We start from the raw sequence: 15,168 nt of genomic DNA on the forward strand, positions 1-15,168 counted from the left end.
GTCAGCGCGGGGCGAACGCGGTCGGGGGAACGCCGACCGTCGCGGTGAAGTCCCGCACCAGATGGGCCTGGTCGCTGTAGCCGAGGTCCGTGGCGAGCCGCGCCCAGTCGACGGCCGGGTCGGATCCGGCGCGCTCCAGCGCCTCGTGGATGCGGTAGCGGAGGATGACCCACTTGGGGCCGACGCCGACGTACGCGGAGAAGAGCCGTTGCAGGGAGCGGGCGGAGAGCCCCGTGTCCTGGGCGAGTTCATCGGCCCGGCGCACCGTGCGGTCCTCGCGCACCCGGTCGACGGCGGTCATCGCCAGCGTCGCCCGGGGGTCGGGGCGGGGCTCCAGGGCCAGCAGGAAGGCGTCCAGCGCCGCGACCCGCGCGTCCTCGTCGTCCGGGCCCAGGACCGCGTCGACGGGCGGCGGCAGCCGCAGCACCTCGGCGGCCGGAACCCGGCGTCCGGTCAGCTCGCAGACGTCGTGCTCCGGCGCGAACGGGCGGAAACCGCCGGGCCGGAACTGCACCCCGCAGACCCGTCCGCGCCCGGCCAGCTTCCGGGTGAAGAGCCCCGGATCGACGCCCGCGACCTCGGCGTACCCGGACCGCTCCTCGGTGCTCTCCCCGGCCTCGTACCGCTGGAGGACCAGGTTCACCGACGGGTGCGGGACGACATGGGCGGCGTACGGCTCGGTGAGGTCCCAGTCGATCAGCCAGTAGTGCTCCAGGTACGGGCGCAGCGCGGCGGCGGGCTCGCGGCGGCGGAAGCGTACGCGGGCGAAGAGGTCCGGGGCGTCGACGATGCCCCGGGTGTCACGGCGGGGTCCGGCGGCCATGACCCGATCCTAGGCGGCGCGTACACGGCCTGCCTGTCGTGTTTCTTCAAGACCTCGGGCGGGGTGCGGGCGCAGAGTGGAAGGCATGACGCAGAAGATCAGTGAACTGCTGGACATCGCCGCGGCCCGGGCCCTGCCCGTGGTCCGGGGCATCGACGAGGCGCAGCTGGGCGACCGTACGCCCTGCGCCGAGTACGACGTACGGGCGCTGCTGAACCACCTGTTCCTGGTGGTCGTGAACTTCCAGGCGCTCGCGGCCCGCGAGGAGGTGGATTTCGGCCGGGAGCCGGAGTTCGTGACGGGCGACTGGCGGGCCGGGTTCGCCGAGGAGACCGCCCGGCTGGTGGCGGCGTGGGACGCGCCGGGCGCGGAGGAGGGCACGACCGGGCAGATGGGGCTGCCGGCCCGGACGGTGGGGCTCATGGTGCTCGGCGACCTGACCGTGCACGCCTGGGACCTGGCGCGGGCGACGGGCGGTGCGTTCGTGCCGGACCCGGCCGTGGTCGAGGAGGTGGGCCCCGGACTGGCCGCCCTGGCGCCGCAGGCCCGCGAGATGAAGGTGTTCGGCGAGCCGTTCCCGGTGGGGGAGGGGGCTAGCGCCTTCGAGCGGCTGCTGGCCGTGACGGGCCGCGATCCGGGGTGGCGTCCGGCCGGGACGAGCGGGGCGGCCGGGACGGCCGGGGGCTGAACGCGGCGGGCGGTCCGCCGAGCCCGGTGGCCGGTCCGGTGGCCGGTCCGGCGGGGCACGGGGTGGCGGCCGGGGCCTCGTAGAGGGGGCCGAGCGCGGCGTACGCGTCGTCGACGATGTCCGCGGCCAGGACCAGCATGTCCTGCTCCGCCAGCCGGGCGGCCCGGTGGGTGTACGGGGACGGTGGCGCCGGATGCCCGCGGCGCCACCAGCAGTCGCAGGCCGCGTAGATGCCGCCGCCGAAGACGAGCACGGGGATGGACAGGGCCAGCAGAACGTCGCCCACGGCGGACCTCCTCGATGGTCGGTGTCCTGTGCATCGGCGCGTGAGGTGGTGGCGCTGAAGACCGGCTTCGGCCAAATTCGCCGTGACACCTGGCTCGATCCGACCGAATGTGTGCACGTGGGAGCGCCTGTGTGAACGCTTCGACCGACTGTACGGCCGGATCTCGGACGCTTCGAAGACACCGTGCGCCAGAATCCGGACGCATCGATTACCCGATGAGGCCAGGGAGTTCGACATGCGAGGCAGTAGCTCGGTGCAGCAGCACGACCTGACTTCGGGGGGTGCCTGGCCGGGACCGGCGGATCCGGGGCGGGACGGGACGCGGACCGACATCGGGCGGAACGGGGACGCCCGGTGAACGGGGTGCGGCCCGGAGTCCGGAGGCTTGTATGGGGGGTTTGTCTCGTCGTGTTCGGTGCCGGTTGTGCCGATGGAAGCGGGCAGGGCGGCGGGGCGGGGGACAGACGCGGGGTGTCCTCCTGGGACGAGGGGGTGAGTGCGTCGGCCGTCGCCGAGCGGCTGGGCGTGCGGGTTCCCGGAGCGGCCTCGGATGTGCGGGCCGGGCACCGGAGGGGGCAGGACGACGCGCTGCTACTGGCGTTCGTGGTGCCGTCCGGAGACGTGGACGGCTTTCTCGCCGGGATGGATCCGGAGGAGCCCGTGGCGGAGCGGGCCGTGCCGTTCGCGGGGGAGAGCGTGCCCGCCGCGCCCTTCGCCCGTCTCGGCCTGCCGGAACCGGTCGGCCTGCCCGGTGTCCGAACGGCGCAGGTGTGCGCTCCCTGCGACGACGACCTGAACGCGCTCCACGTCGCCGTGGCGGCGATCGACGGCGGACGCAGCCGTGTCTATGTCAAGGGCGTCGACTGAGCCGTACCCGTGCGCCGGGTACCGGCGGCCCGCGAGCCCGGGGCCGCTCGAAAATCCGCTCGGCCTCGGGTCAGGGCCACACCAGGCAGTACGCCTGGTGCCCCGCGTCATGCAGGCGGTGGGAGAAGTCCTGCCACTCGTGGAGCGATTGAAGGCGGCGGGGCGTCGACCTGGGTATTTTCGATAGAATCCGCGTTGACCTGCGGAAAGTCGTCCCGGTAGTTCTCGCGGGTTAACGCCGTTTCCTGGGCTCATGTGCCCTGGATGTGCCCTGGAAAGTGATCGGCTGGCCACGGGGCAGGTGCCGCGGTGTGGCAGTCCGCGGTCGTCAGCAGCCCGCGCGAGGGCTGGACGAAGCTATGCACCACCCCCCGGGCCAAGCTGCCTAATCGCCGAGGGCGCGAGCTCCAGCGGAGAGGGCTGCGGCTTCGTCGGTTGGTGGAGGCCCAGTTGAGGGACCGGTCCGTGGATCATCTGTACCAAGTGGCCATGGACGCGTCATAATGGCGCGATGGGGCTTTCGTTACCTGACCCGAAGGGTCACCAGCGGGACGTCGTCTTCCTGAACGAACGCGGTCACTGCGTCGTTCTGGGCACGGCGGGCAGCGGCAAGACGACGATGGCGGTCCATCGGGCTCATTATCTGGCCACGGCCCCGGGTATCGGAGGCCGCACGCTGTTGGTCACCTTCAACAAGGCTCTCGTAACCTACCTCAGGGGTATGAGCGCCGCGTCTACGAACCTGCAGATCGAGACCTACCACACCTTCGCGCGTGGCTATCTCGCGCATCGCACCAAATCGCCGGTGCGCATATGCAAGTCCAAGAAGCAAATGGTTGAGCGGGCGCTGGGGGAGGCTCGTGAGCGCCATCCCTCCCGGGCCGTGATTCACCGTCCGCTCGATTTCTTCCTGGATGAGCTGCATTGGATGGTCGGGCACGGCATAGTCGACCAGCAGACGTATGTGGAAGGCCGTGCTCGTCGGGTTGGCCGGGGCAGGCCACTTCAGCAACCCGATCGTGAAGTCGTCTTCGAGGTCTACCAACGGTACGTACAGTTGCGTGCCGAAGCCGGGTACGAGTACGACTTCGACAACATGGCGTCGACGGTCCTGGGTGCCCTGAAGGTTGATCCCACCAAGCGGCTTTACCGGCATGTCGTCGTCGATGAGGGCCAGGATTTTACACCCGAGATGATTCGAAGCCTGGCAGCGGCCATTCCTAGCGACGGATCACTGACTTTCTTCGGCGATTACGCGCAGCAGATCTACGGGAGCCGGATGTCCTGGCGTGCCCTGGGCCTTCATGTGTCAAATGTCGTGGAGTTCGCCCACAACTATCGCAACAGCCGTCAGGTCGCCCAACTCGCCCAGTCCCTTTCGGATATGCCGCACTTCAAGGACGACGTCGATCTGGTCCAGCCGACCGGTGCGGCGGCCGACGGCCCGAAACCCACCATCCTGGAGACCGCGGGCAAGGAAGAACAGCTCGTTCAGGCGGCGAGCAACGCCCTGGCGCTGGGCGCGGACCGCCAGGTCGCCATTCTTATGCGCACCCGGGTCCACGAGGACAAACTCAGATCTCTCCTCGACCGAGGTCGTGTCCCCATTCACCGCCTACACCGTGAGCTTGCGCGGTGGACGGACGAGCCGGGGGTGTTTTACGGGACCTACTCTGCGGCGAAGGGCTTCGAGTTCGACTCGGTGATCCTCCCATTCTGTGATGCGGACGAGCTGCCGAAACCGAGTGAGGTGGAGGCTCACGGCCTCGACGAGGCCAAGGCGCGCGAGGCCCGGCAGTTGTACGTAGCCATCACCCGGGCTCGTACAGACCTCATCATGCTGCACTCAAGCAAGCTGACCGGTCTGGTGCCGCAGGAGATGTCTGACCTGTACGTGCGGGTGAGCTTGTGAGTGACGTCCTTGAGCAGGCCCGGGCCCGCGGTATCACCCGTCTGTGCCATCTCACCAAGTCGGCCAACCTGTCCCATATCCTCGAAACCCGGCAGATACGTCCCGTGGCCACCCTGCAGACAGCTGCGGACGCCTTTCGGCCTGCCGATACCCAGCGCCTGGACGGCGCACTGGAGTTCACCTTCCTGAGCGTGGAGTATCCGAACACCTGGTACCTGGCCCAGGCAGCGAGCCGGGACCGCCATTTTCAGGACTGGGTGGTTCTCACGCTGGACGTCGACCTGCTCGCCACTTCCGGCGCACGCTTCTGTCCGTACAACTCCGCACGAGACAGGAGCGCCGGCGCCCGGCTGGGTGCCGACGGCTTCAATGCCATGTTCGCGCCTACGGTGACCGGCAAGGTGACTCTGCGGCGAGAAAGTGGGCACCCGTCTTGGTGGCCTACGGACGACCAGGCAGAGATACAGATACCCGGGATCATCCCACTGTCGGCCGTACGTTCTGTCATCGTCCGGGACGAGAAGCAGGCAGAGCTGGAGCACTTCAGGCATGCCCAGTTCGGGATGGCGGTTCTGCTGCCACCTCTGGTTGTCGCTCCCATGATCTTCGACAAGTACGTCCTGAGCCGCTCGGTGCGCTCCGGCAATCGGCCACCGGAGAGCCCGTACATCCCCCGAACAACTCTGGCAGAGTGAACACGTGAACGCTGAGCTTCACCCATGGACCGACAGAGCCTGCGGCATGCTGCTAGGAGCAGCCGTCGGGGACGCCATGGGCTGGCCCTACGAGCGGCGGGACCGGACTCGCTCACTTCCGCCACTCAGCCAGGTCGCGGGTCGGTTTTTCGCCTGGCAGCGAACGGCAAGCAGCCGTTTCCGCCCGATCCTTGAGGACATCGGACCAGGCGAGTACAGCGACGACACACAGATGCTCATCGCCGTGGCTCGTGCTCGCCTCACCGCAGGAGACGACTGGCTTTCCTGGTTGCAACGAGTCGAGTGGCCCTTCCTCCTCGATTACGAACGTGGTGCCGGGGCCAGCGTCAAGCGTGCCTGCCGCGCCTGGGAGAAGCATGAATCGGCCTGGGGCAAGAGGGCCGACGACCAGGAAAAGTACTTCAGTAGCGGGGCCAACGGCGCGGCCATGCGCATCGCGCCGCACGTCATAGTCCACCACGAGGGTTCCTTCGGCGACCTGGCGCACGACGTGGTCCGCGACGCCGCGACGACACACGGGCACCCGCGAGCCCTGCTGGGTGCCTTGGTGCATGCCTATGCCCTGTGGACCAGTTTGCGGCAACCTGCGCCATTGGCTTACGGCTGGCTCGTCGAAGCAACACTGGACGGTCTGAAGGACTGGCGGGAACCGGTGTGGCAGGGGCTGGACAGAAACTGGTTGGATGCCGCTGCGAAGGCGTTCCCCGGCGGCTATGAACAAGGCTGGGATGACGCCGTGCGGGAGGTGGAGGATCTCCTAACCAGCGCACGGTCCTCACTGAACAGCGGCGCGCTGAGTGCGCCCTCCGCCTTTCTCGAGCAACACGGCCTCACTCGGCCGAAGACGCGTGGGTCGGGGACGTTGTGCGCGGTGGCAGCCATTTACCTCGCGGCCCGTTCGGCCGCCAGCCCGGAGCGTGGCATCGGTGTCCCCGCGCGCCAGGAGGGCGCGGACACGGACACACTGGCATCTATGGCCGCCAGCCTGCTCGGCGCAGGTCTGGGCCAGGAATGGCTGGGCTTGTTCGGGCGAACTGTTCAGGATGCGGCCCTGCTAGTCACGCTGGCCGAGAATTTGCTCACTCCTGTCTCTCCGATCCTGTCCCTGCCTTCTCGCGCCGCGGCTGGCGAAGCTCGGTCGCGGTTCATCGAGAAGCTCGACAAGGCTGACAGCCGAGCTGATCTGCTGCTCCCGGACCGGCGCCAAGCACGCGTGGTCGCAGCTGGCACGCTGACGTCCGGCAAGTGGACGGCGCGACGTACACATATCGTCACCACGGACGGTCAGAACCTTTTCTTTATCCGCGGAATCCAGCGGGCGGAAGCGGAATCGGAAGGTGTCGAGGAAGCCCCTCGTACCGATGCGGAGCCGACTGACGAGCATCGATCGGTCTGGCCACCGAACCAGGTCCGGCTCCAAGGTGCCTATCTGCCCGTCGCCGACATCGCACGCGTGACGGCGGCCATGTCCGCCCTCGGTCTTAGCGCGCACCGCCGCGGAAGCGACTGGGTCTCTTATGAGAATCTCGTGATCAGGCAGGCACACACCAGCAAAGTCGCTACGGGCGTTCCAGGCGTCCAACTTCGGGTTGCCATCGACGATGTCCAAGCGGCTTGGGAGCGTCTGCGCAGGCTGGGGTTCGACGGAGCAGTGCAACGTGAGGGCGGCGCCCTCTGGGCACAGATCGACCCGTACCTGATCGTCGCCGTCAACAACGCCGAGCCGCCCGCTCGCCCAACCCTGCAGTAGACCCGGCCGGCCCCGGACCTCAGCTTCCAGGCCGCCGAATGATGTTGAACAGCGGTCTGTGGATGAGCATGAGACGGACGACGATGGCGTCGACAGAGTTGAAGCCGAAGGGAGTGTCAGTGGGGAGCGGTACTGTCGGAACATGACTGTGTGGCCGCCAATTGATCGTGACGATCTCCGCAAGGCACGTGGTGACGCGGGCTTCGATACCGTCCTCCCGCTGCTGATTAGGCGCTTGATAGCCGAGACCGCAAGCGGCTTGGAATCGCTGGACATGCCCGGCGGGTCCGGAACCGCCGTCGGCGGATATGACGGCATCGTCACAGCGTCGCGACCGTCGGCGTTCGTGCCCGAAGGAACCTCGGTGTGGGAGCTGTCTGTTGGCGGCGGCAATAGCAAGGCCGAGGATGACTACGAGAAAAGGATCAAAGGCCCGAAGGGGCTCGCGACCCAAGACGTCACCTACGTAGAAGTCGTCCTCGACACGTGGAGAGATGCTCGAACCTGGGCCGAGCGTCACACCGAAGATGGTCGGTGGCGGGAGGTACGTGGGTACAACCTCGACGGGATCGACCTATGGCTGGAGCAAGCGCCAGCCACCACGGCATGGCTTGCTGCCCGGCTGGGGAAGGCACTGCCGGGCGTGCGGTCTCTGGACTCGTGGTGGACGGACAGTTGGCTCCGGTCGACGCACATCCCGCTGGACCGAACGGTGGTGCTGGCAGGAAGAGAGAAGGCAGCCGCCGACTTTGGTGCCCTACTTGCCACCGGCCAGTCGGTAACCACGCTAGGTGGTGATCTGCGTCCCGATGAAGTCTGCGCTTTCGTCGCCGCTGCCCTAGAGCAAGAAGGCACCCTGGGGGCCACTCAGGTGGGGGCGCGGGTCCTGTTTGTTTCCGACAGGAGTGGTATTGAGCAACTGGTCACGCAACGCCAGCCGTTGATCCTGGTCCTCGCCGACCCGGCCCTCGCGCGGGACATTCCGCAGCAGCAGCCTCACCAGTTGGTGTGGGCGGCGATGCCGGGCGCCCGGTGCGACGTGAAGGTACCCAGGCTTCACAGCCAAGCCATTGAGTCCCTGCTGCTCTCCAACGACATGCCGCGTGAGCGTGCCGCTCGCCTCGGCGCGCTTGGTCGCCGCAGCCTGCTTGCGCTACGGCGAGCGCTGGCCCACCACCCAGAGCCACTCACACCGGAGCGGGTCTCCACTCTCGATGTGGTCCGCCGACGGCTGCTCCTTGTGAACTCCTGGGCCGGAGACAATCAGGAAGACCGCCGTGTGGTTGGGCAGTGCTCGGGACTTGAGTACGACGAGTTGCAGGAGCGAGCCCGGGAGCTCGCTGCCGGGGCCGACATCCCCTTCCTTGGCTATCAGGAAGGAATTTGGCATGTGCTCGCCGCCGAGGATGCCTGGGCGTTGCTCGGTACGTCTCTTACCAGTGACGATCTTCAATTCTTTCGAAGGGTAGTTCTAGAAGTACTGACTGAAACAGATCCGACCCTCGATCTAGACCCTGGTGAGAAGTGGAAGGCTGGGGTGATGGGCATTAGACGGTGCTTCTCACACACCCTTCGCGCCGGGCTCGCCCAGTCGCTCGCCCTCCTGGGCACCCTGGGCGCAGACCTACGGGGCCCGGGCGGTGTCACGGGCGATCGGTGGGCACGGTTGCTAGTCCGTGATCTGCTGAAACAGGCCAATGCTGATGAAACGTATAGCCTGTGGCGTTCCCTGGGCGATGTGCTCACTTTGCTGGCTGAGGCTGCTCCGGAGGAGTTTATGGAAGCGGTGCACGAGGGCCTCAGCGGCACCACGCCGCTTCACACCGCCATGTTCACAGACAACCAGCCTGACAACATGGGGCTTGGATCCAGCTCTCCTCATACAAGCTTCTTGTGGTCCTTGGAGAGCCTGGCGTGGTCTCCGGAGCACCTCGATGACGCAGTCGACGTACTGACTGCGCTGGCTGTCGTGGACCCGGGCGGCCGGCTCTCGAATCGTCCCCTCGCGAGTCTGGTGGGGATTCTCAGCGCATGGGCTCCAAACACGACCGCTCATGCCGAGGACCGCATAGCAGTAATCCGACGCCTGGTGCGGAGGCAGCCAGCACTCGGCCGCAAGTTGCTCCTCCAACTCATTCCTGACAGTCACGCTATCCAGGTGAGCCATCCTGGTCCGCGTTTCCGTGATTGGAAAAGGGGAATTGTCGTCACCCCGCATGATCGATGGAGTGTGATCACCGCCGTGGTCGACCTACTCCTGGACGAGGTCAACGCTGCTCCCGAGCTGTATGCCGAATTGATCGGCAAAATCGACGTTCTCCCTCCCCAACACCGCGCTGAGGTCGCGCGAGGACTGACTGAACTGGGCGGCGACCTGGAAGATGACGATCAGCGCGCGGTTCTCCACCGCGCATTGCGCGACCAAGTCGCCCGGCACCGAGAGTATGCGGACGCCGCGTGGGCGCTTCCTGCGGACGAGCTGGCCCCTCTCCAAACCGCATGCCAAGCGCTGGAGCCTCGGAATCCGGTGAGGCGATACGCATGGTTGTTCCAATCCGGTTGGATCACGCTCGGCGACATCAGGCGGCGTGAGGACTTCGCTGCCTACGACGCGGAACTCCTCGCCCGGCGGGCCGCCGCAGTCGGGGAGATAGTCGTGAATGGAGGGTTGGCGGCTCTTGTCGAGCTGGCTTCCGTAGCCGAGTTCGCCGACCTGGTGGGCATCGCTCTTGCCGAGCACTCCGATGAACATGACCAAGAGCTGCTGTCATGGCTTGAGGGGGACGCCTCGCCAGCCAAGGAGGTTGCCGTTGGGTACCTGCGTCGGCGTATGTGGGCGTGGGGGAATGATCTCCGCGACAGGCTTCTTTCTCTTACAGAGCTTCCGCATGTTCAGGCAGTGATCCTGCGGCTCGCCCCAGAACCAGCCGCCGCGTGGTCTAAGCTCTCGGAACTCAGTCCGGAAGTAGCGGGACATTATTGGCGCGAGTTCTCCTACTTTGGGCTCGGCTCTAATTTCCCACGAGCGCTTGATGCCGCCCGGTCGCTGCTGGGTGCAGGCCGTCCGGCAGCCGCGCTGGACCTCATCCTCCTCTACGACAAGGAAGGGGGTGCTCCAGAGGTCGCTGAGATTGTCGTCACCGGGCTGGAAGACCTCATCGCAGCTAGGTTGAGCGATCCTGAGATCGGGCGACTCGGTTCACGTTTCCAGGATCTATTCACGCTGCTGGCACGGAATTGCGATCAGGTGGGGCGTCAACGCATCCTCAGGCTGGAGTGGCAACTCTTGCCTGCGCTCGGATTCGACGCTAAGGCTCCGGTCCTCCACAAGATGCTGGTCGAGGACCCTGAGGCGTTTGCGGATTTGGTGACATGGTCCTTTCGCTCCAGCACCGATTCTGACGAAGATACGGTAGATGCCGTAGAGAAGGAAAATAGGCGCAATATTGCGAACCATTCATATCAAGCCCTTCGCACGTTGCGCACGTGTCCAGGGATTAAGGCCGACGGGACCCTCGACCCGGTTGCGCTGCGCACGTGGGTCATGACGGCACGGGCAGAATTGGCTTCCAGGGATCGCGCCAGGGTGGGTGACGTGCAGATTGGCCAGGTCCTTGCTTTCGCCCCGCGCAACCAGGACGACCTGCAAGTTCCGGAAGCTGTCCGAGATCTACTTGAAGAGGTCAATAGCAACGATCTTGAACAGGGCCTCAGCATTGGCATCTACAACAAAAGAGGTGTGACCAGCCGAGGGCTTCTAGACGGTGGAGTGCAAGAGATGGAGTTGGCCCGGTCCTTCCGGGAGCAGGCCGAACGCGTACGCGCGTGGCCGCGAACCCGGAAGTTGCTGAAAGGGCTTGCGGAGTCGTACGAAGCAGACGCCCGGCGGGAAGACCAAGAGGCAGAGCGACGTCATCAGGGCCTGGAGTAGGCCATGCCGGCAAGACCCGTTACGAAAGCGCGGGCCGACGCTGCTCAGCGAGCTCAGCCACTGAGGTTGAACTCGTGATGTCGTGCGGTTGGTCAGGCGGTCAGATGGCCAGTCCGGTCTCGGCGAGGCAGTCGTCTATGAGGTTGCTGCGGTACTGGATTTGCCGTAGGCCGCGTCGGATGCGCTAGATGAGGTGTTCGGGGGTGCTGAAGGCGACGTTGGAGAGCCAGCTGCGTCGCAGGAGAGATCAGATCCCTTCATGGAGCGATTGGGCTCGGGAGGGCACTGACCTGGGATTTCCCGTGAGGATGTGCGTTGACCTGGGGAAACTCCTCTCGGTAGTTCTCACGGATCAACGCCGTTTCCCAGGCTCATGTGCCCTGGGTCATCACTTTCTACCGACCTATTTACCTGGAACGGGTCGGTGCGAGCTCAGCGCCTGGGGTGGCTGATGTTCTGCTTGTCGCGCCTCATGGCCGCTCCGGGCAGTGGCCCTCACCGTCGCTCACTGCGTATGTCGAGACTTCCGCCGAGCGCACCGACATTACGGGATCGGGTCCGCCATGTTCCCGGAAGCGCGCCGGGTCCCACAGGTATAGGACATCGCCATCCGTGCTGAAAGCGAGCAGTGGACGATCGGTCGGGAGTGGTCCGTTGTGTACGGAAAGCTTGCTTTTGAGCGGCTGTATACAGATTCGCTCGCCCTGGATGCCGAAGTAGGGATCCGGTGCAGTCGCGTTCACTACGTCACGGGCGGCGCGGTGGGCTGCATCGGAGGTCCGGCTCATGAACGCAACTCCTCCAGTGGCGACGAGCGCGACTGCGGCACCAGTGGACACGACGCTCACAATGCTCTTCTCCCAGGCCCAGTGGAAGTGGCGAGCCCACCCGTAGAGGGCCAGAGGCGGCAGGAGTAGCCCTATGCAGCCGAGACTAGGGAGCAGTGCAGCTGCACCGGTCCAATAGACGGGGGTGGAGGCCGAGTCAGCGGGGATTCCGAAAGCGTCCTCCACGTACAGGAACTGCAAGAACGAGCCGACGAACGGCAGAACCCACGGCAGGGGCAGGACGAGCACGGTAAGCAGGCCGACGGCGTGCCTGCTAATCCAGGTTTGGCGAACGGCGAACCAGCAGCCTCGGGGTACAGCCCACAGCAGAGCCAGACAGGCGAACGTGAGCAGAACGCTTCTGATCTGCGCGGCGACGCCGTAAGGGTTCTGCTGGTGCCACATGTACCCGGGCATTGCGCTGCCGACGAGGACCAAGGTCCCGGCCGCCCAGCGCAGGGGCCAGGGGCGGCGCTGGTTGCTCGTGTACCAGTTGCCGACGAACCACGCGGCGACGGCGAGCGGCGCGAACATGGCCAGCTGGCCGACCAAGGAACGGTCGTACGCGAGCCAGCCGTAGAACATGAGCAGGGATGCCAGTGCAAGGCGGAGTGCTACCCCTCGACGGCCGTGCCACCAGGGATTTCCGTCCTCATCCGTCTCATTGGCCTTGGGCCCCACGCTCTTGCGCACGCCGTGGCGGGACTCATCAAACTCGAAGCCTCCGAGCCGCTGTCGCCCGAGTAGCTCGCGGACCTCCGCTTCTTCGACGGATGGAGCAACACCGATGGTGCGCTGCTCGTCGGCGAGCCCCGACTGGGTACGCAGCGAGGCCAACCAGCCGAGACCCCGCCTGCTCCGCCAGCTGGACTCTCGAAAGACGCGCCATGTCACCAACGGCTCAGACGCCTGGGCACGGACGAGAGACCCTCCCACGATGGTTACGGACACGTGCTTGCCCACAACCTCCAGCAGACGCTGGCGGGCACCGGTTTCAGCGCCCCTGCGCGAGCCGGGGAGTCGCACTTCTACGACGTATGCAGCTTGGCCCTCCGGCCGTCCTGGATCTTCCTGCTCACCGGCCGGTCGGATAGCCCAACCTTGTTGCTCGCACAACCCCTTGGCGAGCAACTGATCGCGCCCACGCTTCGGAGCCCGAAAGACCAGATCCACCCGCTCGTCGAACCCTGCGGTCGGCAGAGGGACTTCCACTTCATCGACAGCTGCGCCAATTTGAGGCCCGCCGGACAGAGAATCGTCCATCACCCTGCGCGGACCGGGAACCCTCACCCGTGTCTCCGTTCTCGTCCTCCGTTCACTATTCGACGACGTGAGACGACGAATGAGCAGCGTGCCGAAGCGCATTGCTTTGACATCCCCTTTGCTGTCGGCGCTATGCCAGCGGATGGGATGGGCACGCATGGAGCCGTGACCGTCCCATAACTCAAGTGCGATTACGGTCGCACAGAGCACTGACAATGCCGCCCGCCGCTGCCGCCGCCCACTCCGCCACCCTCAACCTCCGTGGTGGTCAACGGTTGGTGTGGATCATGACGGTAAGCACAGGTGAGGCTGGCGATGGCTGGCTCTGCCCGATGTCCTCGTACCCCCACGACTTGTAGAGCGCGTGGACCTTTCCGTCCCCAGCGGCCGGGTTGACCATGAGCGTGACGTGCGGCTCGTCGTGTGTGGCGAGGAGGGCGTCGTGGATGCGGCGGGCCGTGCCGGTCTTGCGCCAGGCCGGGCGCACGCCGATCTCCTTGAGAGCCGTGGCCGGGCGCTTCGTGTACTTCTCCGCCGGCGTCGGGCTGGTGCGCTGCCAGTAGCGGTCCCCGTGTTCGATGGTGTTGCTGTACGCGTAGCCGACCGGATGCCCGTCCGCGTACGCGAGGACGGCCGTAAAACCTGGTTCGGCGGAGTGCCGGTCGATGCGTTCGCCGAACGCGGTCACCGCGTAGTTCGGCAGGTGGAGCAGCGGAGCGCGTACCTCGGCGTACACATCGAGGAGGTCACCGCGGATGGTGTCCAAGGTGGTGAAGGTGCGCAGCTCGGTGGCGGGTGCCGTGGTCATGCGGCCGTCCTCCAGGTGGTGGTGTGCTCGGTCCAGGTCTGGACGGTGGCGCTTCGCGGGGCGGTGGCGCGGAGCGCTGCCCCGAACTCTTGGAGCATCCGCGACACGCGGGCGTGGCGGGTGGCGGCGTCGATGGGGACTTTCATCGCGGTGGCTGTTGCGGCCTCGGCGGCGCCCTGGGCGAGCAGGGCGTGTGCGAGACGGGTCGTGGTGATGGCCCGGGACCTGAGCATGTGGGGCCGGAGCGAGGACAGGCAGCGGTGAGCGTGGTACTCGGCCGTTGGGTAGTCGCCGAGCGCCAGGTACGCGGAGAGGGCCAAGGAGTCCAGTTCGGCCTGGTCGTAGAAGGCGAGCAACCAGACCGGCCGGTGGTCGGCTGGATCGGCGCGCAGCATGGCGTCCTGCGCCTGCTCGAACGCGCGACGTGTATCGGTCCGGTTCTGGGCCGTACCGTGGATGGCGCCTTGGCGGGCCAGACCGAGGGACGCGAACAGCGGGTCGCGGCGGGTGAGGTGCAGGTTGCGGGCGACATCGTTGGCGGCGCATGCGTCGGCGGGGCGGCCCATGTGGCGGTACATGGTGCCCGCGTGACTCCAGATACGGAACTTGATTGCTTGGTCCCCCGACATCTCGGCGAGGGCCTGGGCTTCGCGCATGTGCGCCTTCGCGACGTCGTAGCGCCGGCCGTCGATGGCGGCCCACATCGCAGACGAGCGGAATGCGGCTCCGGAGGCGTAGAGACTGCTGCGAACCCGCTGCGTGGCACTGCCTGCGTTCTGGAGGTTGAGCGCCTCGTCGGCGAGCGCGGCGGCCCGCTCCTCGATGCCAGGTTGCCCGCCGTGGCGGTGGTCGCTGGCGATGATCTCGGCGAAGCGCTTGTTCAGTCGGTTGACGTCGCTCATGCCGATTCGGCGCGGTGACGCGGTCCCTGGGGCTGCTGCTGCGGCAGCCGCAGCAGCGATGCCGCCGACGAGGGTACGGCGCTTCATGTCGGGCTCCTCCTGCTGCGATGGCGCTGGGGTGGGCGAAGGCCGGCCCCGTGGCACGAACCCTAAGGCGACGGCGGGTAATCCGGTGACGACCTCAAGTGCGGTACGTGTTGCTGACTTTGGCCAGGTGACTCGGCCCGCTTTCCACGCCCGGACCGATGACCCGTCGAGCCCGCCTACGTGTCCCGTCAGCTGTTCAACAGCCCTGTTCACGGCGTCGGCCAGGCTGTTTGAGCTGTATCCGTGCTCGGTCATCCACGCCTCAAGGACGGTATTGCGGATCGCGTCCATGCGGGCACGGTAGCCCG

At 66.4% G+C, this 15,168-nt stretch carries 11 protein-coding genes and 1 pseudogene; 6 read left to right on the forward strand and 6 right to left on the reverse strand.

What is annotated here, in order from left to right; translation table 11 throughout:
* Nucleotide 1: 1 nt before the first annotated feature.
* Nucleotides 2-823: a helix-turn-helix domain-containing protein gene (locus G3I54_RS38060; protein ID WP_164621890.1), complete on the reverse strand. Its 822-nt coding sequence runs from the start codon at nucleotides 821-823 to the stop codon at nucleotides 2-4.
* 85 nt (nucleotides 824-908) lie between these two features.
* Here G3I54_RS38060 and G3I54_RS38065 point away from each other — a divergent pair, with 85 nt between their 5' ends.
* Nucleotides 909-1,511 (forward strand): TIGR03086 family metal-binding protein, encoded by a 603-nt coding sequence (locus G3I54_RS38065; protein WP_164621892.1) that lies wholly within the window; start codon nucleotides 909-911, stop codon nucleotides 1,509-1,511.
* Here G3I54_RS38065 and G3I54_RS38070 read toward each other — a convergent pair.
* Nucleotides 1,417-1,797, reverse strand: coding sequence for a hypothetical protein (locus G3I54_RS38070; protein ID WP_164621894.1), 381 nt, complete (start codon nucleotides 1,795-1,797; stop codon nucleotides 1,417-1,419). The genes G3I54_RS38065 and G3I54_RS38070 overlap by 95 nt on opposite strands.
* Before the next feature lie 492 nt (nucleotides 1,798-2,289).
* Between G3I54_RS38070 and G3I54_RS38075 the strand changes: the two genes are divergently transcribed.
* The 5 genes from G3I54_RS38075 to G3I54_RS38095 all read left to right on the forward strand — a co-directional run bounded on the left by G3I54_RS38075 (nucleotide 2,290) and on the right by G3I54_RS38095 (nucleotide 10,973).
* Nucleotides 2,290-2,664 carry a hypothetical protein gene (locus tag G3I54_RS38075; protein WP_164621896.1) on the forward strand — a complete coding sequence of 125 codons (375 nt, stop codon included), beginning with the start codon at nucleotides 2,290-2,292 and terminating at the stop codon, nucleotides 2,662-2,664.
* Between the two features lie 511 nt (nucleotides 2,665-3,175).
* Nucleotides 3,176-4,576, forward strand: coding sequence for a UvrD-helicase domain-containing protein (locus G3I54_RS38080; protein WP_164621898.1), 1,401 nt, complete (start codon nucleotides 3,176-3,178; stop codon nucleotides 4,574-4,576).
* Nucleotides 4,573-5,271 carry a DarT ssDNA thymidine ADP-ribosyltransferase family protein gene (locus G3I54_RS38085; protein ID WP_164621901.1) on the forward strand — a complete coding sequence of 233 codons (699 nt, stop codon included), beginning with the start codon at nucleotides 4,573-4,575 and terminating at the stop codon, nucleotides 5,269-5,271. The genes G3I54_RS38080 and G3I54_RS38085 overlap by 4 nt, the downstream gene beginning before the upstream one ends.
* A 4-nt stretch (nucleotides 5,272-5,275) precedes the next feature.
* Nucleotides 5,276-7,042 (forward strand): ADP-ribosylglycohydrolase family protein, encoded by a 1,767-nt coding sequence (locus G3I54_RS38090; protein WP_164621902.1) that lies wholly within the window; start codon nucleotides 5,276-5,278, stop codon nucleotides 7,040-7,042.
* Nucleotides 7,043-7,184: 142 nt separating this feature from the next.
* Entirely contained in the window at nucleotides 7,185-10,973 is a 3,789-nt protein-coding gene (locus G3I54_RS38095) for a hypothetical protein (RefSeq protein WP_164621904.1), read from the forward strand.
* Between the two features lie 100 nt (nucleotides 10,974-11,073).
* On the opposite strand, the pseudogene G3I54_RS39945 reads toward G3I54_RS38095, so the two are convergent.
* The 4 genes and pseudogenes from G3I54_RS39945 to G3I54_RS38115 all read right to left on the reverse strand — a co-directional run.
* Nucleotides 11,074-11,238 (reverse strand): annotated as a pseudogene (locus G3I54_RS39945) (IS630 family transposase); the annotation flags it as partial.
* Nucleotides 11,239-11,443: 205 nt separating this feature from the next.
* Nucleotides 11,444-13,063, reverse strand: a complete 1,620-nt coding sequence (locus tag G3I54_RS38105) for a hypothetical protein (protein WP_164621906.1) — start codon at nucleotides 13,061-13,063, stop codon at nucleotides 11,444-11,446.
* Between the two features lie 268 nt (nucleotides 13,064-13,331).
* Complete coding sequence (locus tag G3I54_RS38110) at nucleotides 13,332-13,871, reverse strand: GNAT family N-acetyltransferase (protein ID WP_164621907.1); 540 nt, start codon at nucleotides 13,869-13,871, stop codon at nucleotides 13,332-13,334.
* Nucleotides 13,868-15,151 carry an XRE family transcriptional regulator gene (locus G3I54_RS38115; RefSeq protein ID WP_203687753.1) on the reverse strand — a complete coding sequence of 428 codons (1,284 nt, stop codon included), beginning with the start codon at nucleotides 15,149-15,151 and terminating at the stop codon, nucleotides 13,868-13,870. The genes G3I54_RS38110 and G3I54_RS38115 overlap by 4 nt, the downstream gene beginning before the upstream one ends.
* Nucleotides 15,152-15,168: the final 17 nt, after the last annotated feature.

Source organism: Streptomyces sp. SID14515 (assembly GCF_010548505.1).
In the GTDB taxonomy this organism is placed as follows: domain Bacteria; phylum Actinomycetota; class Actinomycetes; order Streptomycetales; family Streptomycetaceae; genus Streptomyces; species Streptomyces caviscabies.